Consider the following 21,435-nt stretch of genomic DNA (forward strand, 5'->3'; position numbering starts at 1 on the left):
TTTTACATACTGTTCAGTTTTCAAGGAACTTTGTTTCGTTGTCGCTTTCGTTCTCAGCGGCAACTCGTTTATTCTATCATACCGTTTCCGGTTTGTCAAGAATTTTTTTAACTTTTTGAAGGAGTTTTCCTTCATAAGTTAAAGCGCAGAAGGAGGGATTTGAACCCTCGCGCCGCTACTAACGACCTACTCCCTTTCCAGGGGAGCCCCTTCAACCACTTGGGTACTTCTGCATTGGTTGACTCACATCTTGCTTTTTTACAAGATCGTTATTCAGTTCTGCACCAGGAACTCATCTCTCTGGCTCCGCAGTACAGTTAGCGGAGAGAGTGGGATTCGAACCCACGCGCCCTTGCGGACAAACGGTTTTCAAGACCGCCTCGTTATGACCACTTCGATATCTCTCCAAAGCGCTCTCTCAAACGTGCTCATTAATAATACCCCACAATACCATTTTTGTCAAGCATTTTTCCAAGTTTTTTTCGTTTTTTTATTCTTTTCTAATTGTATACAAAATATGCTATTCCCATGCATTGCGATCATCAACATCTGGTATTCTCATGTCATATATCCAATAAACTCATTTCTCCTTTTGAAAAGAATTTTTTCAGAATTTTTCTAAAAGTCTAAAATTCGTAACTGTTTAGTAGGTCTGCGCACTTGCTGCGCTGACCGTAAGAAAACATAGGCTGGAGGGCAAAAATCCCATCAGCGAAGCTGATCTGGAATGGATTTTTGCGTGTAACTATGAAGGTACTGAATAGGTACTAAAATTCTTTTTATCTGTTCAGCCAGAAAGGCGTGATCTCCTTTTCCCGGAAGACCACGCCTCTCTCTGACTGCCACTGGCAGATCCATATCTTCTATTATAGAAAGAATCTATTGTACCCTATGAGCACAAAGAGCCTCCGCGATGATCATATCCTCCGGAGTTGTCACTTTGATGTTTGAATAACTTCCCTCGATAAACTTCACCTTTGTGTCCGTCATCAGTTCCACTACCATTGCATCATCCGTAATACGGCTGCGGTCTGTTCCGGGTGCAAATACCTTCTCATAGGCGCGGTAGATCAGACCGAAGCGGAATGCCTGAGGTGTCTGGATCTGCCATAAGGTACTGCGGTCCGGCGTGCTTGCAGAAAATCCCTCCGCATCCGCTGCCTTGATCGTATCCTTAACCGGCATCGATGCCACACAGGCAGAAAACTCCCGGACACCATCCACAGCTCTCGCGATGATCTCTCCGTTTACAAGCGGTCTTGCACCATCATGGATCAGAACGATACCGTCCTCTGCGAATCCTACGGTCTTTAAAGCGCAAAGTCCATTCCGGACAGAATTATACCGTTCTTTTCCTCCCGCAACGACCTGTCTCACTCTGGTAAATCCATACTGCTCCACGATATTCCTTTTACAGAATTCCACTTCGTCTGCTCCGGCCACCAGAATAATCTCATCCATCCCTGCCTTCTCAAAGGCCCGCAGGGCATGAACAACCACCGGTTCCCCCTTTAAGAGAAGATACTGCTTTGCCACCTTGCTGTGCATCCGCTTTCCATGTCCTGCTGCCAGCACGATGGCTGCTGTTTTCACCTGTTCCATTACCGCTCTCCCAGTTTTAGGTTCGGCACCGCATTGAGGTCCCAGCCTGCGCGGACTCCGTTGATATACTCATAGTATCCCGCAGCACCGATCATTGCTGCGTTGTCGGTACAGAAGATCGGTGACGGATAGTAGAATTCGATTCCGGCTTTCTCACATGCCGCCTTCATGCCTGCGCGCAGGGCAGAGTTTGACGCAACGCCGCCCGCAATGGCGAGCTTCTTGTATCCAAACTCCTTTGTTGCCGCAACGGCACGGCTCACGAGAACATCCACCACCGCGTTCTGGAAGGAAGCGCAGAGATCCGGCACACAGATCGTCTCTCCCTTCATCTCCGCCTGGTTGATATAGTTTAATACAGCGGATTTCATGCCGCTGAAGCTAAAGTCATACTGGGATCCGCCGACTTTTGCCCGCGGAAATTCCATGGCATGAGGATTTCCCTCTTTTGCCGCCTTGTCGACCTTCGGGCCGCCCGGGTAGCCAAGACCTACGGCGCGGGCAACTTTATCGAATGCCTCTCCCGCCGCGTCATCCATTGTGCGTCCGATGATCTCGAACTCACCGTAGTCCTTCACGATCACAAGATGCGTATGTCCGCCGGACACGATCTCGCAGACAAACGGCGGTTCCAGATCCGGGTGCTCGATAAAGTTTGCGGATACATGTCCCTCGATATGATGAACCGGCACCAGCGGCTTCTTTGCGGCGTAAGCGATAGCCTTTGCCGCCGCAACGCCCACGAGAAGCGCGCCCACAAGACCAGGTCCGTAGGTCACAGCGATGGCTGTGATCTCATCTAATGTCATGTGTGCTTCGTCTAAGGCAGCCTGAACCACCTGATTTACCTTCTCAATATGTTTCCTTGACGCGATCTCCGGCACAACCCCGCCGTAAAGTGTGTGGAGCGCGATCTGGGATGAGATCACGTTAGAAAGCACCTCACGGCCGTTTTTTACAACAGCGGCCGCTGTCTCATCACAGGAACTCTCGATTGCAAGTATATATACATCTTCTTCAACACTGTGTATCTTCATTTCTTAATCCTCATCAAATCCAAGTTCAGCAGACCAGCCGTCGCGGGCAGTCTTAATTTTCGGGAAGATTTCCCGGATCTCGTTTAAATATTCCTCCGGATGCATTAAGGACGGGCTGTAATGGGTCAGCCACATCTCCCGCGGATTCGCCTCTTTACCGAGCTTTGCCGCCTCCTGGAACATCATATGCTTATTCTCCCGCGCGTTGGCAATTTTTTCCTTCTCACCGTACATGCCCTCGCAGATAAAGAGGTCATTGTCCGCGGCATATTCGGCGATTGCCGGAACCGGGCGCGTGTCAGTCGTGTAGGTAACGGAAATTCCGCGGCGCTTTTCTCCCAGCACCATGTCCGGGGTCAGGATCTTACCCTCGTGCTCGATGGTCTCGCCTTTCTGCAGTCTGCTCCAGAATTTCTGCGGAATCTCCTGGGCTCTCGCCCGTTCCACATCAAATTTGCCGTTTCTCGGGATCGTAATGCGATATCCATAGCAGGTCACGCGGTGGTTTACGCGGAATGCGTCCACCACATAGGGACCCGCCTGAAATTTTTCTCTCGGCTCCGTGAGTTCTTTAAACACAAGCGGGAACGGAAGTTCCGGCGCAATGGTGCGCAGGGCACCAACGACACGTTCCAGACCTTTCGGTCCCACCAGAAGTACCGGCTCCGTGCGCTCCGCGTTTCCCATGGTCAGGAGAAACCCCGGAAGTCCGCTGATATGGTCGGCATGGTAGTGGGTGAAGCAGATCACGTCCACCGGCTTCGGGCTCCATCCCTTTTCTTTCAATGCGATCTGGGTTCCCTCGCCGCAGTCGATCAGCAGATTGCTACCATCGCAGCGCGCCATCATGGACGTTAGCCAGCGGTACGGCAGCGGCTGCATGCCGCCGGTTCCCAGTAAACAGATATCTAACATGTATTTTCCTCTGCATTCTATGATAATAAAAGTTTATATTTATCCAGTCTGCACGTATCATACCATAAAGCGGAGGTCATATGCAAGAGATGGAAGTTGATTCCTGGGCAGGAACCGCAAGAAGTATTACTGTTCACGCTGCGCAAACAGTAACTGATTTTGCCGATGCTTCACATTCCGAATCGGCAAAATCCATTACCATCACTGTATTGTACGGAATTTTCAGTTCAGAAAATTCCTACCCGTGTACAGTGACCAAGAAGTACAGAACTGCCGACGTCAGCTTCTTCTGAATACCCGGCAATAGAAAACGAGTACAGACAACCGCCCGTACCCGCTTCTAATATTCAAATATGCTCTTGCAGCGCAATCTGGTCTGAACCTGTTTCAGCATAACGGCATTTCTGCCGCATACCGCCTGCGTTTTCAAAGCAGCTCGATCTCATCCTCCACGTCCACCGGAACCCGGAACTCCGCTGTCACTTCGTTGTAGCAATCCTCGCACAGGTCAAAATGGTGGATCTCCCCGTCTTTTTCCGAAAAGAAGTCCCATCTGTGATCTGATGTAAACACACCTTCCCGCACGATCCCATGTTTCACCGCCAGTTTTTTCCCACAGCGGTTGCAGATCACACAATCCAGCCTGCCATCTTTTCCGTATTTTCTCATCGTTTCTTTTCCTCCGCCTTCTTTATCTCCGGCTCTTCCGGAGTCCCCTACAGTATAGCGGATATTTTCATGATTTTAAGTGGGAATCGATGGAACGGAACGTCTCCACATGATGAGGGCATCCTCCACCGGATTCTGATAGTAATTTTTCCGCACAGCCTCCGCCTGAAAACCATAGGATATATAAAGGTTTATGGCAGGTGTGTTTCCGGCGCGCACCTCCAGAGTCAGGTCCGGCGCTTCCTTTTCCTTTGCAGAGATTTCCAGACGGTCCATGAGTTTCTTTGACTCCCCACAGCCCCTGTGTTCCGGGAGCACTGCGATCCTCATGAGCTCGCCTTCGCCGGCGAGGAAGCGGAAATTCGCGTATCCGATCCTGGTGCCGTCTGTATCTGTCAGCACCCAGGCCTCGTCCCACTCACTCTCAAGCAGGTCAGAGAGGAGCTTTTCAGACCAGGCATCCGAAAAGCAGGTCTGTTCGATCTGCTTCACAGCGGAAATATCATCCACAGTCATCGCGCGAAGCACAGCTCCTGCCTGTTCCGCGGATTTTTCACCGCTGTTTTCGTTATTTATGTATTTATTGTGATTGTTGGAATTTTCATGAATAATGTCTTTTTCCACTATATTCTCCTTTTCAACCGCATTCCACAGGCTTGCACACCATGCACGACGGATCTGCCGGATTTTTGCCGGAATTTTCGTTCATGTGAACAGACTGCCGGGAAATAAATTCCCGGCAGAGTCTTATCACAATATTCGATTCCATATATGACTTTACAGCCAAGTCCTATCTCTTTTTCTTCGGCGTAAAGTCCTCCTCGATGACCTTCCATGCAGCCTCAACGCTGAAGTACTCGCGGATGTATTTCTGGGTCTCCTCGCACATTCTGCGGCATTCTGCCGGATCCTGATACATCTTGACTACCTCGTCAGCGAATGCCTCCGGTCCGTCGGCAACCTTCATGACGCGATCCGCCTCCGGGATTCCCTCGGAACCGATGGATGTGGTGACGATGGCAGCTCCATTGTAGACTGCCTCAACGACCTTGCCCTTAACTCCGGCGCCGTAGCGCAGCGGAACCACAACGATGCGGGATGTGGAATAAAGAGACGCAAGCTCTTCCTCCGTGACAAAGCCTTTGACAATGATGCCGCTTCCCGGCTGTTCAAGCGCTTTGATCTCGTCTGTCACCTTAGAGCCAACCACATAGAAGTTTACGTCGATCCTCTGTCTGATCAGCGGGAAGATCTCCTTTGCGAACCAGAGAACCGCGTCCGCGTTCGGCGGATGCGCGAAGCCGCCGACAAACAGCAGTCCTTCCCTCTTTGCGAAGTCCTTGTCGATATTCTCCAGGAATTTCTCATAGACATAGGCTGTGATCGCCTTGATCCTGTACTCCGGATGGATCGCGTGAATCGCCTCCTCCTCCACGTAGGACGGATAGTAGGAGACCGCCGCCTTCTCCATCAGGGAGAATTCGATGGATTTCCAGTAATCGGACTCCCGTTTCTTCTTGATATCGCCGGTGAGCTCGTACTCCCGGTACTCTCTTAAGAAATGCAGGTCATGTCCGTAGTAGATCACCTTGATATTGGTGTTCTTCTTAATAAAATCAACATACTTGATGGCGATATGCGGACGGTTCAGGTACGCAAAATCGATCTCATCTTTATTCTTTGTCAGCCAGTCCCAGATACCTGCCTGGTACTCCGGCCCATATAAGATCTCCACGCCCATCTGCTGAAGTGTTGTGGAGTACGGCTCCTCGTGAAGGAAGTTGTCTCCGAGGAATTTCACGGAATATCCCATCTTCACGAACATTTTGAGGTACTGGTAAGTAGTCTTGGAACCCGCGTCCTTATCGAAGGTCGGAACATAATGGTCCACGACAAGGATCACCGGCTTCTTCTGGCTTCTCTCACGGGCACGGAACGGGTTCGGATTGCCTGTATTTACAGACTGCTTTTTGAACTCCTCCGCCCACTTTTCCTTTAGCTTCTTACTGTTCTCCACCTGGTAGCGCTTTAGACCAGTTCCATTTACGTCGGTACCGTTGGAGACGCCCTCGAAGTGGATGACTTTTGACAATGGCTGGTAGACTACGCGGTATCCGGCTTTTCTCACCTCGAAGGCAAGGTCAGAATCCTCGCAGTACGCCGGTGCAAACAGCTCGTCGAAACCGCCGATCTGTTTCCAGAGGTCATTGGATAACAGGATCGCCGCACCGGAGATATAGTCCACATCCTTCACGTAGTTGTATTCCGGCTTCTCCGGATCGTCAAGACGTCCATAATTCCAGCCGGAGCCGTCACTCCAGATGATTCCCCCCGCTTCCTGGAGACGTCCGTCAGGGTAGACCAGCTTGGAGCCAACCATACCGATCGTCGGATCAGACTCGATGAGGTTCACGAGTGATGAGAGCCAGCCCGGAGTTACCTGTGTGTCATTATTTAAGAACATCACATATTTTCCGCGGGCCGCCTTCGCTGCCTGGTTACAGTTTCTCAGGAAGCCCTGGTTCGTCTTGTTTCTGCAGATCACGAGATTCTCCGCGTACAGGGACAGCTCCTTCGTCGCGTCCGTGGACACGTCATCGGCGATGATGATCTCATAGGTCACATCCTTCGTGTTCTCTAAGATTGAGAGCAGGCAGGCATAGGTATAGTGGATCTGGTTGTAGACCGGGATCACGATGGATACGGTCGGGTGCTCCACATAGTCAAAGTGGAGTTTTCCATGCTCTAAGTAACCGGCGCCGATCTTAAAGTCGCCGCGGATCCTGTTTCTTCCGTCCTTTGTGAAGTACAGCCTTCCGTATTTTCCCGGATGGAGGACGGTATTCTTGAAGTACCCCGCGATCTTTCTCTTTCTTGTGCCCTTCGGCATGACTTTATCCACAGCGCGGTGGCATTTCCGGAGAACTTTCCACATGATCGCCTCATGTTTCGACAGGTACTGCAGGTCTCCCGCCATTCTCGCGTTCTCGCTTCTCAGGCTGGCGATGATGGCATCCAGGTTCGTCACATGATTGTTTGTGAGACGCTGGACTTCCTGCTGCTTCATGATCGTGATGTCCTTCTCGGAAATCTCCTGCTTTAAGTTCTCGCACCAGTCTTTTACCTTGTAGAGCTCGCTCTCACGGTCAAGAAGAAATTCCACGGTCTTTGTCGGCTGCTCGTACTGTTTCATGTAGCCGAAGGAGCCTGCATCATGGACATAGGACTGGAACGCCTTTTCCATGCCGTCAAAGATCTGGAGTTCTCCCCCTGTGATCCCGAAATGGGCATAGAGATCTTCTTCTTTTACGTTGAGGACTCTCTCGTAGCGTCTGTAAAAATATAAGAGGTCGCGGTATTTCAAAAATTTCTCCGGGATTGGGAAATCAAATACCCATTCATAGTCGATTCCATAGATGCAGTTCTCGTTTTCCGGCACCATCAGGTTCTCGAAGAGCCCATCCACATTGGAGAACGCGGCTGCCTTATCGTCGATCATCGGAACTTTTCCGAATACCGTCTCGAACTCCGGTGTCGCCTCAAAGATTTTCGCGTCTGCATTTTCCGGGAACAGCACCTTCATCACGGTCTCAAGCTCCTGATACGGAACCTCGCCCATAACGATAGCTTCGCCCAGGGCATCCCCGACCGTCTTGCCGTTTAAGTACTGGAAGGAGACCGTCTTCTTATCCTTTTTCCATTCCGGCTTCAAGAAACGGATGGCAGGATTCAGATCACGGATCTTCTCATATTTTTCTCCGAAGGAGCGGATATGCGCCTCGCCAGCCTCTGTGAGAGCCGTTTTTTCAACGGTGAGAACTTCGTCCTCCCGCACGATCTCTGTCTTTAACTGGAACTGCGCCGCTCTGGTCCGGTTGTATTTTACAAATAAAATCTGTCTCATGCCTTCCCCTTTTCCCACATGCCAAGGAATGAGTTCGTGAATTTCGTGAAGTCCCCATTTCTGCATGCGTTCGCCATGGCTTTCTCCTCGTTTCCGAACCAGAGTCCCGGTCCGTCAAGACGGGCGGAGATGTTCGTCACATCGCCGGTCTGCGGGAGATAGCCGTCGGAGTAGATGGTCACCGGGTAACGGTAGTCCGGAACCGGATAGTAGAGCATTGCGGTTCCGCCAAATTTCTCTTTTAAGTCCTCAAACAGACCACGGAACTCCACCTCCAGGAAGGAGTGCTCAAATGGCTCCGCTCCCATGAAATAGCGGACACCAGACTCATTCTCCGCTGCCGCTAAAAGCCTTCCGCCAGGTCTCACAAGAGCAGCTGCTCTTGCCAGCAGATCTGCTGCCCCGTTTTTCTCTGTCCCGGAGAGCATGGACGGCAGGATCACATAGTCGAAGCCATCCTTATAGAGAGCATCAAGTTCTTCTGCCGCACGCTCTTTTCCCTTGTACTCTTTCCATCCAAGAGACTCTGTTCCCGCCTTTGGAAGTTCGCCGCGGACCAGGCAGAGATTTTCCTTCTCTCCGTGTCTTTTCCGGTTCACCTCCAAGTTCTCATCCAACGGATCCAGAACGACCACCTCACCGGCGCGCTCCGCAAACAGCCCGGTACAGGAACCGTAGTCGGATCCGACCTGGAGAACCCGGTCCTTTTTTCCTATTTCCAGCCACTCGAAAAGGTTTTCCCTTAACGGCGAAAATGCGTAGAGACACCACGGGCTTGTTTCACCCCGCAGTGCCGCCTCCGCATCTCCTTTATACTTTTCGAGCAGGTCAAGAAGTTCATAACTGTAATCCTTCATCTTTTTCTCCCGCTTTTACGCCCTTGTGAGCGATGTCTCCACCTCAGACTCCATGTCGTAGACGCCGACCGTATTCTTGTTGGAGATCACCGTAATGTTTGCAATGTTGTACAGGCGGTGGTAGACCACATGTTCCTCGCCCTCGAAGCCGGTACAGCTCATAGAGAGCAGGTACTCGCCGCCCTGTAATGTCATCTTCTGGGTAAAGGAAACGTCGTAGACATCGCCATCCCCCACCGGTTTGATATCGCATCCCTCGTACATGGTGTTCGTTCCGGTGAGGTCTGTTCCCTTTTTATCGCGGATCGTGTAGGTAAAGATCGGACTCTTGATCGGCGCATGGAAGCGGATCCGCTCCTTGATCGTGAACATCTCTCCCTTTAACAGGAGGTTTGTGAGATTTCCTTTCGAATCGAAGAGTCCCAGGTCGAAGATCTCAGCCCGGCCGTCACCGTACTCGGTGCGGTCTGTGTTGATGGTGATCTTATCCTTCATGAGGGATCCGTCGGAATGGGATTCCTCCGCCTTCGCCTTTTTCTCATCGCCTAACATCCCGCCGGAATAATCGCTCTCCAGTTCTTCATTTAAGGAATCCAGCTGGTTTGCCAGGATCTTCTTATAGAGATCCACCATGTGGCCCGGCTCACCTTCCGCGATGAATTCGCCCTTGTTTAAGAGAACGACCTTATCGCAGTATTTAATAATACTGCCCATATCGTGGGTAACCATGAGGATCGTTGTTCCCCTCTGCTTGATCTCCTCCATCTTCCGGTAACATTTTGCCTGGAAGAATACGTCTCCGACGGACAGGGCCTCGTCGACGATCAGGATCTCCGGCTCCACATTAATGTTGAGCGCAAACGCCAGACGGACGAACATACCGCTGGAGTATGTCTTCACCGGCTGATAGACAAAATCGCCGATATCCGCAAAATCCAGGATATCCTGCAGCTTCTCATCCATCTCCTTCCGGGAATAGCCCATCATCGTGCCGTTCATATAGATATTTTCGATTCCGGTGTAGTCCATGTTGAAGCCGGCACCAAGCTCCAGAAGTGCGGAGATCTTTCCCTCAACGTCCACCTGGCCTGTGGTCGGTGTAAGGACACCGGTGATGATCTTTAAGATCGTTGATTTACCGGAACCGTTCGTTCCGATAATGCCCACTGTCTGTCCTTTTTCTACGTTGAAGGACAGACCATTTAAGGCATAGAAGTCTTTGTGATAGCTTTTATGTGTCGGGCTTAAGGACTCTTTCAAGCGGTCGATCGGCTTGTCGTAGAGCCTGTACACCTTCGTCACGTCTTTTACTGTAATCGCATTGGCAGACATGGTTTCCTCCTACAATACATCTGAGAAATGCGGGCGAAGCCGCTTGAATACTTTGAGTCCCACTAACATGGTGATCAGGGTCACTGCCCAGAAATACACGGTCAGTGTCGGACGCATGAAGAACCAGTCTCCCGTCAGCATGCTGTCACGGTATCCCGCCGCAATATAGTAAAACGGGTTCAGCTTCAGGATCATCGGAGCCATCGTCAGACCTTTGTCGAGGAATAGCTGCTCGCTGTACATAATCGGGGTCAGCCACATGCCGAACTGCAGGCAGATGCTGACGATCTGTGCCATATCCTTGAAGAATACCTGGATCGCGCTGGTAAGATAGGTGAGCGCCAGGGCGTACATGGATGCGGCAAAGGAATAATAAATGATCTGGATCCAGGAAATCTGCGGTCTTTTGCCGCTGACCAGGAATACGATGAACATGATCGCAACAAAGAACACATGGACGAACAGGCAGGAGATCAGTTTGATCACAGGCAGGATCTCCACCTTAAATACTACTTTTTTTACCAGGTAGTTGTATTCCTGAAGGCATCCTGTTCCGCAGTTTAAGGCTTCGGAGAAGAAGAACCACGGGGCGATACCCGGAACCAGCCACTGGACATAGGAGGCGTTCGGCACCGGCGGCGCACTCTTGAATCCGATGGGACCGAAGATGAGCCAATAGATCAGGACGGTGACGATGGGCTGGATAAACATCCAGACAACGCCAAAATAGGAGCCGACAAAACGTTTTCTGAAATCTGCCTTGGAGAGTTCCCAGATCAGTTTTCTTTTTGCCACCAGCTCCTTCAGTAATGAAGTCAGATAATTCACGTTTTAACAACCTTTCTGGTCTCCGGGGGCGGGGCCGCTTTTCGCGCGGTCCCGATTGGAGACTAAGTGTGAGTTTTTCAATTATAACGTTTCAGCTCTTCGCCTTTTCATTTTGATATTGCTTCTAACCTCATATAAAAAATCGATTTAATCAGGTTATCTGCACATTCTTCTATGCATCACAAAAAGCTGCTGAGCTGTCTTTTATTACTATCTGTCGAATTTAAAAATTTCTTTAAATCCCGGCCATTTCTGGTCTTTCTCGGAGATGATGAGCTGCATGTCCGGTGTGATCGGCCACTTTACGCCGATCGTCTCATCGTTCCATGCAAGTCCGCCCTCGTCACCCGGATGATAGAAATCGGTGCACTTGTAGGCAAACTCTGCCTCGTCGGAGAGAACGACAAAGCCGTGTGCGAAACCTTCCGGAATGTAGAACTGTTTCTTGTTCTCTGCGGAGAGCTCAACACCGAACCACTTTCCGTATGTCTTGGAGTGTGTTCTTAAGTCAACGGCTACATCGAAAACTGTTCCGCGTACCGCACGGACGAGCTTGCCCTGCGGGAACTGCTTCTGGAAATGAAGGCCGCGGAGTACGCCCTTTACGGACATAGACTGGTTATCCTGTACGAATACCATGTTGAGTCCAGCCTCTTTGAAGTCGTTCTGGTTGTATGTCTCCATGAAGTATCCGCGCTCGTCGTTGAATACGGTCGGCTCGATCACATGAAGGCCTTCGATTACCATTCCATCTGTTTCACAGGAAGAAACTTTGATCTTTCCCATAGTTTTTACCTCACATTTTTATAAATTTACGGCTGCAATATTTCTCTTTCGGCATATACCCATCTCATTTCTGAAGCAGAAATATATGCTTTTCCTGCACACCGCTGTATTTTCGCCATTTTTCGGCATTTCCGCACTACATCATACCACCCCACAGGCGGAATGACAACTTTTTTCTGCGTTGTGCCACTGCGCCGCCATTTGTATATAGAAGCAGGCAGCAGGTCAGTTTACATAATTTTTAACTCTATTTCCAGTAATTGCGGTTCATAGACAGCTTTACTGCCAATTTTCTTGGCAGCTTCTTATACCTTTTCCCGGCAAGATACCCCAGATACTTGAATCCGCTGTCCACCACAAGCTTCGGGACGAGGTACGCGTGCCCCGTCTTTACGAGCCAGCGGGCTGTGTCCTTCACCATGCGGATGCCCTCGCCCTCGGACCGGATCCCGGAGAATACGTCAGGATTGTCCGCCTGGGAGATCGCCAGGTCAAAATTTCTGTGGAACTGCTGGGACGCTGTATAGTTATGGGAGTGGATCACTCTCGCGTCCGCCGCGTAGTAAACCGCGTATCCATTCTTCATGGCCTTCGCCGCGAAGATCATGTCCTCGTTGAAGATCGTCTTCCGGATAAAACCACCAAGTTTCCTATAGATCTCCCGCTTATATGCCGCGCAGACATTGGAACAGAAGTAGGTCTTGATCCCCAGGGTGTCGAGATCTGAAAGTCTCTTGACCCGGCTTTTGTCCGGATAGTTAAAATCTCTCGTGTGGCGCTCGATGATATTGCAGTCCGTTGCCGGAAGCTGTCTCGCATATGCCACAGCGATATCGTCCCCGGAGAAAAGTGCGTCCGTCAGGGCTTTTATCAAATTTGTATCCGCTGGAAGCGCATCATGGGTCATGCAGACACAGACATCCGCGTCGGAGTGCCCGATCCCTGCGTCTCTTGTAGCACCATGATCAAACTCTTCCTTCGTCACATGGTACACGGAGAGATTTTCCGGGAGTCTTCCCGGTTCCAGGGTCTCCGTCCACTTATCCCACAGGTACTTTTCTGTATTCATGATGATCAGCCGATCCACCGGTACGGTCTGGCGTCCCAGCCGGTCAAATAATTCCAACAATCTGTTTCCCGGACCATAGACCGGGATGATCACATCAACCTTCATCGTGTTTTTGAGCTCTCTCTTTCTGTTTCATAAATCCTGCAGAGAAAATTCCAAAGAATACCATCAGTGCCGCCATCAAAAGCATGTATACGAAGGCGCCGCCCTGGATTCCTCCCATCCGGACGAACCAGCCGGAAGAAAGCACCGCGAGTACGCTGACGAAGGCGTAGCCCAGGATGATGAACCTCTGTTTCTGCATGATAATAAGGGAATAGTAAAACAGGTTCATGAATGCATTGAGGGCGCCGCCGATGATGATCAGTACCAACGCCATGCGGCAGGTGGAAAGTCCTTCTCTTAAGTTTGGGTACAGCAGGCTGATCACCGGAATTCCCAATAACCACGCACCGCCCACCGCGAGAACGGTCAGGGCCGCAATGATCAGGGCAAGGTTCATGATGATCTTCCGGAATGCTTTTAAGTGGCCTGTCTCCCAGTCCACCGCGAGCTTTGTGAGGTACGGTCGGATCACGAAGCCGGCAACCAGGTTGATTACGCTGGTCGGCATGAAGATCGCGCCGTAGACTGCGAGATCACGGTCTGCCATATGGGCCTCGATGGCGTATTTTGATGCGGAAAAGATATAGAAGTCCAGAACCACCGAGAAAAATAACAGAATATTATCCCGGAAGAGCTGGAATTTCTTTCCGCGCCCCGACTTCCATGTCACATTCGGGAGTTCCCGGATCACAAGGAAATCAAACAGGGAAAATCCCATAAACTGCGCGCCGACTGCCCAGATACTGGCCGTCAGAAGCTCTCCTGTCACCGCGAGACTTCCGAGGAAACAGGTTACGGAGAGGATCGTCCGGAACGCGTTGGATTTTCCCGTCAGGTACAGTCTTCCGCTCCGCTGAAATTCTGCCTCGTATGTATCCGCCAGGGCATCGATGACCTTGTAGACCACCATCAGAAAAACGACAGCTGCCTTCTCAAAGGTATATCCGCTGACAAGGACGTAGCCAAAGCCCACAAGGATCGCGAGACCGCAGGTGATGAGGCGCAGTCCCAGATAATCGCCGAAGGTATATTTCTCCCCGGTATCCGTGATCTGGAACGGGCGGATCCCAAAGTATGCCGCCATGAACATGTGCTGTCCGAAGGTGGTAAAGGCGAAGGTGAACACTCCGCCCGCGTCCTCGCCCGCAAGCTGGACCACCGCGATAGAGAGCACCATGGACGCAAAGGCGTAGAGGAAGCTTCCGATCATATTCCAGATAATGTTCTTCTGCTCCGACACCGCGGATCCGTCGCCAATGATGAGTCTGGTGAACCCGTGAGGCGTTTTCGGCCGGTTATTCATTTCCAAATTCCTTCTTCACGCAGGACAGGGCGGACTCGATAACCTTATCCATATCGTAATAGCGGTATTCCGCGAGTCTTCCGCCGAAGATCACATTCTTCTCTTTTCCAGCGAGTTCCGCGTATTTCTTATATAATTCCTGGTTTCTCTCATCGTTTACCGGATAGTATGGCTCCATGCCCTCGGTCCACTCCGCCGGGTACTCTCTCGTGATGACTGTCTTCTCCTGGGTTCCGAACTCGAAGTGTTTGTGCTCAATGATCCTCGTGTACGGAGTCTCGCGGTCGGTGTAGTTGATGACCGCATTGCCCTGATAGTTGTCGCAGTCTAAGACCTCCGTCTCAAACCGCAGACTGCGGTACTGGAGTTTTCCGAAGCAGTAGTCGAAATAGCTGTCGATGGTTCCTGTATATACGACCTTGTCCGCAAGGGCGTCATATTTCTCCTTGTCAGCCAGGTAGTCGGCTCCGAGGCGGATCTCACAGCCCTCGAAGAGCTTTTCCGTGATCTTATTGTAGCCGCCGATCGGGATTCCCTGGTAAAGGTCATTGAAATAGTTGTTGTCGTAGGTGTAGCGTACCGGGAGACGTTTGATGATGAAGGCTGGGAGCTCCTTGCAGTCTCTGCCCCACTGTTTCTCAGTGTAGCCCTTGACAAGCTTCTGGTAGATATGGGTTCCCACAAGGCTGATGGCCTGCTCTTCCAGGTTCTTCGGCTCGCCCTTGATGACCTTTCTCTGCTCATTGATGATCTTTTTTGCCTCCTCCGGAGTGGAGATTCCCCACATGCGGCTGAAGGTGTTCATGTTGAACGGCATGTTATACATCTCGCCCTTGTAGTTTGCAACCGGGCTGTTTGTGTAGCGGTTGAATTCCACGAGGCCGTTCACAAAGTTCCAGACTTCCCTGTTGCTGGTGTGGAAGATATGGGCGCCGTAACGATGTACGTTGATGCCCTCGATATTTTCGCAGTAGATGTTTCCGCCTGCATGTTCTCTCTTCTCAAGAACGAGGCAGGTCTTTCCGGCTTTTTTTGCGTAGTACGCGAAAACTCCGGCGAAAAGTCCGCTGCCCACTAACAGGTAATCATATTGTTTCTTCATATAGACTGTTCTCCTCATTGTCCCGGCTTTTCTGCGCCGATGTATTTTGCAGCATGGGTGAGCTGGATTTTATGTCCTGCTGCCTGAATTACTCTTCTTCCTTAACAAAGATCTTTTCTTTCGGAAGAATTTCGCGGAGCTCCTCCACGAGCTGGACTGCCGCAAACAGGGCCGATCCGGCAAAAATAAAGATATCACCCAGGTTGAAGACCACTTTTTTCAGTTTCTTCCACTGGATGCTGAAATAGTCCACCACATATCCGCGTTTGAGCCGGTCATAAAGGTTGCTCGCTCCGCCGGCCAGCACCAGGGTCAGCGCCGTCTTCTCCAGCACACGTCCCTTCTTTCCGATCACATACGCCCATGCACCGGCTACCGCCGACAGCATGCAGACCGGGACCATCTCCACAAGTTTTGGGTATTCCTTCATGAATCCGAAGGAAAAGCCCGGATTGTGGTTTTTGTGGAGGCGGATCAGGCCACCTGATTCTTTCACGGTTTTCGGGAATTCTCCATCGGGTCTGGCTTCGATCTCTTTTTTCACAGCCAGATCTGTAAGCGCAAGCGTCGTTCCGAATGTCAAAAATCCAAACATTGCGATTCCCCTTTCTTTTCTATCTTACATGATTGCATACTTTCACAGATATCCTTATATTACAACATTTTAAAGGGTCCGTCCATATATTTCTTATTTCACGGTCAGACTGCGGCACCATTTTCACACGTTTTCTTACCCATTTCATTTACGCCTCTCGTTCCTCTTCCCGTTTTCTGATCCTGTAATTTTTTTTGGAACATGTGCCCTTGTCCCTCATATACATATATAGTATGAACCATTTTCTGCGGAGTATCAGCCATGTCATGTACAAATTCTGTCGCGTCGGAAGATTTTGCGGATTTTATCGCACCTTATTTTACTACACCTGAAGAGTTTATTCGTTCACAGGGGACAGACTGCATTGATTTTGTGAATTCTACGCTGGCGGTCGTCTATGTTCCGCTCTCCACAGTGACACCTTCTACTTATACTTCCTATACATATTCGGCAGTTCCAAAGCTATATAGTCTTCTGGATGTCACAAGTATGGATGCTGCCGGGATCACGCCAGCGGGGGAGCTTCCGGTGCTGAACAATCAGGGCGCGGGAGTTATTGTGGGATTTGTGGATACGGGGATCAATTATACAGATTCGCTGTTTCGGAATGTAGATGGAAGTACAAGAATTATTGGGATATGGGACCAGACAAATAATTCAGATAATTCTAACAATATAGAGAATGAAACTGCAAAACCATTTTCTGCCTTCTCAGCTCTCTACGGCACGCAATACACTGCCGAGGAGATCAACCTGGCCCTGAACTCCGACAATCCCGCCTCCATCGTCCCCACCCGGGACGAAAACGGACATGGAACATTTCTCGCTTCCATTGCCGCCGGGAACCGGGATGAACGGGCGGGATTTTCCGGGGCGGCACCGCAGGCATCCATCGCCATGGTGAAATTAAAACCCGCCAAGCAGTATCTCCGTGACTTCTACCTGATCCAGGACGGGGCAGAGGCCTACCAGGAGAACGATATCATGATGGGCGTCTCCTATCTCTATTTTCTCGCCAGAAAATACTCCATGCCCCTCGTCGTCTGCATTCCTCTCGGCACCAATATGGGAAGCCACATGGGAATGAGCCGCCTCGGGCAGTATTTAAACCAGGTCAGCCTTTCAAACGGTTCCGCCGTCATCACCGCTGCCGGGAACGAGACCGGAGCAAGACATCACTTTCGGGCTGTCATGGACGCAGATACGGATGAAGTCACCGCGGAGCTGCGGGTGGGGGAACGGGAAGCCGGTTTTTCCATGGAACTTTGGGCGGAGAACATGGGTGCCTACACGGTGGGCTTTATCTCACCGACCGGCGAAGTTGCGCGGGAGATTTCCGTTCCGCTCCGGGGCGAGAACACGGTGTCCTTTCTCCTGGAACAGACCCAGATCACAGTCTACACCCAGATCGCCGATGTGAGCGCCGGGAGCCAGTTTATCTTTATGCGCTTCGAAAACCCCATGTCCGGGATCTGGCGGATCCTGATACGGAACTCTCTGGACATCCGTGAGACCTTTCATATCTGGCTGCCGGTCCGGGGCTTTATCTCCGATGAGACCTATTTTCTCCGCCCGGATCCCGATACGATCATCACAGATCCCGGAAATGCCCGGTATCCCATCACTGTCACCGCCTACGACCACACCAAAAACAGCATCTACATCCACGCCAGCCGCGGCTACAGCCTGTCCGGCCGGATAAAGCCGGACCTCGCTGCCCCGGGTGTCAACATCTTAGGCGCGTCCGTCTCAGGAAGACGTCTCACAAGAATGTCCGGCACCTCCGTCTCCGCCGCCCACCTCGCCGGTGCCGCGGCGATCCTGTTGAACTGGGGCGTCCTCAATGCAAATTACCCGTATCTCAACACGCCGGTGCTAAAGTCCATCTTCGTCCGTGGGGCACAAAGAAATCCAGCGCTCACATACCCGAACCGTGAGTTCGGATATGGAACGCTGAATCTGTATGAAGCTTTTTTACATCTCAGAAACCTTTAATTTATAACATCCGATGCCGTGCAGACACTATCAGCAGGCTTCGTATTTATTCAGCTTTGTAACAGGCTTCCGTCGGTCCCGGCAGAGCAGCCGCCTTCTTGTCCGCCGTAGAATACTCCCGCATCTCGATCCGCGGGCCACCGTGTTTTTCCAGATACGCGCGGGTGATCGTCACAGAACCGATCTCCGGGTCCTTCGGGATCTCGAACATGATATCGAGCATGAATTCCTCGATGATCGCCCGGAGCGCTCTCGCACCGGTGTCTTTTTTGAGCGCCTGCTCTGCGATCCATTCCAGGGCATCATCGTCAAAGTTTAAATTTACCTCATCCATGGCGAGAAGCTTCTTATACTGCTTTAAGATCGCGTTCTTCGGCTCCTTTAAGATCCGCACGAGGAATTCCTTCGTGAGTCCCTGAAGTGTCACGGTCACCGGAAGTCTTCCCAAGAACTCCGGGATCATGCCAAACTCCCTGAGATCCTGATTGGTAACTCTGGAAAGAAGGTTCGGATCCTTATCATACTTGTCTTTCGGATCGGAGCCGAAGCCGATGGACGTCGTATTGGTGAGACGCTCCTTGATAATATTCTCAAGATCCGGGAAGGCGCCGCCGCAGATAAAGAGGATATTATCTGTGTTGATCATCTCCATCGGGGTCATGGCGTTCTTCTGTCCTGTTCCGACCGGGACCTCCACATCCGCACCCTCTAAAAGCTTTAAGAGTTCCTGCTGCACGGACTCGCCGCTGACATCGCGGGTGTTCGTGGATTTCTTCTTTGCGATCTTATCGATCTCGTCGATGAACACGATGCCCATCTCCGCTTTCTGCACATCACCGCCCGCCGCTGCGAGGAGCTTTGTGAGAACACTCTCGATATCGTCACCGATATAACCTGCTTCTGTTAAGGATGTGGCGTCCGCGATCGCAAGCGGCACATCGAGGAGCTTCGCCAAAGTCTTTACGAGATACGTCTTACCGCTTCCGGTAGGTCCGATCATCAGGATATTTGACTTTTCGATGTCGATATCGGTTCCGTACTTCCCGGCATCCGGGGATGTCTTGGAAAATACACGCTTATAGTGGTTGTAGACTGCGACAGCGATCACCTTCTTCGCCTGCTCCTGTCCGATCACATACTCGTCGAGCTGCGCCTTGATCGCATGGGGGGCCGGGATCTCGCTGAGCTTAAACAGCTCCTTTTTTACTTTTTTCTTCTTTTTCCTGCGCTTATGGCCCTGGCCCATGAGGGCGCCGAGGTCGATCTGCCCCACCGGGATTCCGAAAATATTTCCCAATGGAATTCCCTCTGATCCGTCACCGTCCTCCTCGAAATCATCGCCATCTTCGGTCTCGTCAGCATCCACAACGGTCTGCTCTGCGTCCTCATCCGTGTCTGCTTCAGTCGGATTATCCACAGAATTCTGTTTTTCCGCTTCGCTCACGTCATCTTTCTTACCCGCAGCAGTTCCGGTATTCTCCTGCTTCTGCGCTCCATCTCCGCTTCCCATCGGATTCAGATACATATTTTTCAACAGCTCCGGCGTGATCCCGGACATCTTTGTCCAGTCCATACCGCTTCCCATCATCATATCAAACGATCTCTGCATACAGTCCCGGCACACCTGCAATCCACCCGGCAGCGTGATCATTTTTCCTGCCTGACTCTCCGTCCGTCTGCACATGCAGCAGATCTTCTCATATCCGTTATTTTTGTTGTCTTCCAAATTTTTTCTCCCTGAACCTTCTATCGTTTCTCATGGATACAGGCCGCGGCCTGTCCACGCGTTTTCTGCCTGTTTTTACAGAATTATAACCTATTATAATGCAAATTGAGTCTTCCCGCAACCGAAAAACCATGTGTAAATTTTCTGACAGAATCATCTTTCCTCTTAACAGCATCTGAACTCTGCCCCCTGTATTTTTTTGATGTTTTTTGTAGTTTGAATTTAACATGGAATTGTAGCAACTAAGTAACTGTTTGGCAGGTCAGCGCATTCCCTGCACCGACCGTAAGTAACACAGGCTTGACCGCGGCTGTGAATTCACTGAACCGTTACCTGGTGAACAACTATATAAGAGGGGGTAAATCTTATGATCACTTTACAGCTCGACATGTACCAGGCCTGCGCCCTCGGCGCTCTCGTCTATTGTCTCGGACGACTCATGGTCAACAAACTTTCATTCTTAAGTAAGTACTGCATCCCGGCACCGGTTGCCGGCGGTATCGTATTCGCCTTTGCTCATCTGGCGTTATACGCAGCAGGAATTCTGGAACTCTCCTTTGACACAACATTACAGAGTGTCTTCATGACAGTCTTCTTCTGCAGCGTCGGATTCACAGCCTGCTTCCGTCTGTTGAAAAAGGGCGGACTTCAGGTATTTCTGTTCCTCGGACTCGCAGTCGCCATCTGTGTCATCCAGGACGCAGTTGGCAGCGGTCTCGCAGCAGCCTTTGGTCTGGATCCGCTGCTCGGCTTATGTATGGGTTCCATGCCGTTAGTAGGCGGACACGGAACATCCGGTTCCTTCGGACCGCTTCTTGAAACAGATTACGCCGTTGTAGGCGCTACCACAGTTGCTCTCGCGGCAGCTACATACGGACTTGTATCCGGAAGTATGATGGGCGGCCCGATCGCACGTGCCCGTGTTGAAAAACTCCACTTAAAATCCACAGCAGCTGAGGAAGGCAACGAGACAGCTGAGGTTATGCCGGCCGTTGATGGTCAGAAATTCACAACATCCGCAATGTTTTTAGCAGTTGCCATCGGTCTCGGTACTCTTATTTTCACATTCTTCAAAGATGTATGCCACCTGACATTCCCGACTTATATCGGCGCTATGCTCGCAGCAGCAGCGATCCGCAATATCTGGGATGTCCAGCACAAAGAACTTCCGATGGTTGAGATTGACGCCCTCGGCGGACTTTCCTTAAATCTGTTCCTGTCCATGGCTATGATGAGCTTAAAGCTTTGGCAGTTAGCAGCACTTGCTCTTCCGATGATCGTCATCCTGCTTGTTCAGACGATTGTTATGTTCCTGTACGCGAACTTCGTTGTATTCAACGTTATGGGACGTGACTACGAGGCAGCTGCCATGACAACTGCATTCTGCGGTTTCGGTATGGGCGCTACCCCGAACGCTATGGCAAACATGAGAGCACTCGTTGAGCGCTACGGTGCAGCTCCGAGAGCATTCTTCATCGTACCGTTAGTAGGAAGCTTATTCGTTGACTTCTTCAACTCCATGGTACTGACCACGTTCATGAATTTCCTGTAAACATGTTTTCAGGAACTTTTCGATAAAACCTTTATACCTTTACAAAACAAGACCGCCT

At 50.9% G+C, this 21,435-nt stretch carries 18 protein-coding genes and 2 tRNA genes; 3 read left to right on the forward strand and 17 right to left on the reverse strand.

Annotated features, from left to right (window positions below; translation table 11 throughout):
- Positions 1-144: 144 nt before the first annotated feature.
- The 5 genes from DXA87_RS14585 to DXA87_RS14605 form a co-directional block, all read right to left on the reverse strand.
- Positions 145-233 (reverse strand) — tRNA-Ser (locus DXA87_RS14585).
- A gap of 88 nt (positions 234-321) precedes the next feature.
- Positions 322-407 (reverse strand) — tRNA-Ser (locus DXA87_RS14590).
- 472 nt (positions 408-879) lie between these two features.
- Entirely contained in the window at positions 880-1,602 is a 723-nt protein-coding gene (gene ispD / locus DXA87_RS14595) for a 2-C-methyl-D-erythritol 4-phosphate cytidylyltransferase (protein WP_117505133.1), read from the reverse strand.
- On the reverse strand, positions 1,602-2,639 hold the full coding sequence (tsaD, locus tag DXA87_RS14600; protein ID WP_015553888.1) for a tRNA (adenosine(37)-N6)-threonylcarbamoyltransferase complex transferase subunit TsaD: 1,038 nt from the start codon (positions 2,637-2,639) through the stop codon (positions 1,602-1,604). The genes ispD and tsaD overlap by 1 nt, the downstream gene beginning before the upstream one ends.
- Before the next feature lie 3 nt (positions 2,640-2,642).
- Positions 2,643-3,554 carry a ribonuclease Z gene (locus DXA87_RS14605; RefSeq protein ID WP_015553889.1) on the reverse strand — a complete coding sequence of 304 codons (912 nt, stop codon included), beginning with the start codon at positions 3,552-3,554 and terminating at the stop codon, positions 2,643-2,645.
- Between the two features lie 80 nt (positions 3,555-3,634).
- On the opposite strand from DXA87_RS14605, the gene DXA87_RS14610 reads away from it, so the two are divergent.
- Positions 3,635-3,847, forward strand: a complete 213-nt coding sequence (locus DXA87_RS14610; RefSeq protein ID WP_117471104.1) for a hypothetical protein — start codon at positions 3,635-3,637, stop codon at positions 3,845-3,847.
- A gap of 133 nt (positions 3,848-3,980) precedes the next feature.
- Here the strand turns inward: DXA87_RS14610 and DXA87_RS14615 are convergent, their stop codons facing one another.
- From DXA87_RS14615 to DXA87_RS14665, 11 genes are all read right to left on the reverse strand, one after another.
- Positions 3,981-4,223: a hypothetical protein gene (locus DXA87_RS14615; protein ID WP_015553890.1), complete on the reverse strand. Its 243-nt coding sequence runs from the start codon at positions 4,221-4,223 to the stop codon at positions 3,981-3,983.
- Positions 4,224-4,298: 75 nt separating this feature from the next.
- Positions 4,299-4,847, reverse strand: coding sequence for a ribosomal protein S18-alanine N-acetyltransferase (gene rimI / locus DXA87_RS14620; protein WP_242998110.1), 549 nt, complete (start codon positions 4,845-4,847; stop codon positions 4,299-4,301).
- A 166-nt stretch (positions 4,848-5,013) separates the two neighbouring features.
- Positions 5,014-8,127 (reverse strand): glycosyltransferase, encoded by a 3,114-nt coding sequence (locus DXA87_RS14625; RefSeq protein WP_117505135.1) that lies wholly within the window; start codon positions 8,125-8,127, stop codon positions 5,014-5,016.
- The gene (locus DXA87_RS14630) at positions 8,124-8,984 is read right to left on the reverse strand and encodes a hypothetical protein (protein ID WP_117505137.1); all 861 of its coding nucleotides are present in this window, start codon (positions 8,982-8,984) and stop codon (positions 8,124-8,126) included. Before DXA87_RS14630 ends, DXA87_RS14625 begins: the two co-directional genes overlap by 4 nt.
- Before the next feature lie 15 nt (positions 8,985-8,999).
- On the reverse strand, positions 9,000-10,316 hold the full coding sequence (locus tag DXA87_RS14635; protein WP_117505139.1) for an ABC transporter ATP-binding protein: 1,317 nt from the start codon (positions 10,314-10,316) through the stop codon (positions 9,000-9,002).
- 9 nt (positions 10,317-10,325) lie between these two features.
- Positions 10,326-11,144, reverse strand: a complete 819-nt coding sequence (locus DXA87_RS14640; protein ID WP_117471108.1) for an ABC transporter permease — start codon at positions 11,142-11,144, stop codon at positions 10,326-10,328.
- A gap of 210 nt (positions 11,145-11,354) precedes the next feature.
- A complete protein-coding gene (rfbC, locus tag DXA87_RS14645; protein WP_015553895.1) occupies positions 11,355-11,930 on the reverse strand; it encodes a dTDP-4-dehydrorhamnose 3,5-epimerase in 576 nt (191 codons plus the stop codon).
- Positions 11,931-12,177: 247 nt separating this feature from the next.
- Positions 12,178-13,104, reverse strand: a complete 927-nt coding sequence (locus DXA87_RS14650) for a glycosyltransferase (protein WP_117485453.1) — start codon at positions 13,102-13,104, stop codon at positions 12,178-12,180.
- Positions 13,094-14,407: a lipopolysaccharide biosynthesis protein gene (locus DXA87_RS14655; RefSeq protein ID WP_199537939.1), complete on the reverse strand. Its 1,314-nt coding sequence runs from the start codon at positions 14,405-14,407 to the stop codon at positions 13,094-13,096. The genes DXA87_RS14650 and DXA87_RS14655 overlap by 11 nt, the downstream gene beginning before the upstream one ends.
- Complete coding sequence (gene glf, locus DXA87_RS14660; RefSeq protein ID WP_117485455.1) at positions 14,400-15,509, reverse strand: UDP-galactopyranose mutase; 1,110 nt, start codon at positions 15,507-15,509, stop codon at positions 14,400-14,402. Before glf ends, DXA87_RS14655 begins: the two co-directional genes overlap by 8 nt.
- A gap of 88 nt (positions 15,510-15,597) precedes the next feature.
- A complete protein-coding gene (locus tag DXA87_RS14665; RefSeq protein WP_117485457.1) occupies positions 15,598-16,104 on the reverse strand; it encodes a signal peptidase II in 507 nt (168 codons plus the stop codon).
- 261 nt (positions 16,105-16,365) lie between these two features.
- Here DXA87_RS14665 and DXA87_RS14670 point away from each other — a divergent pair, with 261 nt between their 5' ends.
- A complete protein-coding gene (locus DXA87_RS14670) occupies positions 16,366-18,099 on the forward strand; it encodes a S8 family peptidase (RefSeq protein WP_117505141.1) in 1,734 nt (577 codons plus the stop codon).
- 46 nt (positions 18,100-18,145) lie between these two features.
- Here DXA87_RS14670 and clpX read toward each other — a convergent pair whose 3' ends face one another.
- Positions 18,146-19,825, reverse strand: a complete 1,680-nt coding sequence (gene clpX / locus DXA87_RS14675) for an ATP-dependent Clp protease ATP-binding subunit ClpX (protein ID WP_242998111.1) — start codon at positions 19,823-19,825, stop codon at positions 18,146-18,148.
- Between the two features lie 367 nt (positions 19,826-20,192).
- Here clpX and gltS point away from each other — a divergent pair, with 367 nt between their 5' ends.
- Complete coding sequence (gene gltS, locus DXA87_RS14685; RefSeq protein WP_015553902.1) at positions 20,193-21,377, forward strand: sodium/glutamate symporter; 1,185 nt, start codon at positions 20,193-20,195, stop codon at positions 21,375-21,377.
- Positions 21,378-21,435: the final 58 nt, after the last annotated feature.

The sequence above is a fragment of the Desulfotomaculum sp. OF05-3 genome, from assembly GCF_003435535.1.
GTDB classification, from domain to species: domain Bacteria; phylum Bacillota; class Clostridia; order Lachnospirales; family Lachnospiraceae; genus Pilosibacter; species Pilosibacter fragilis.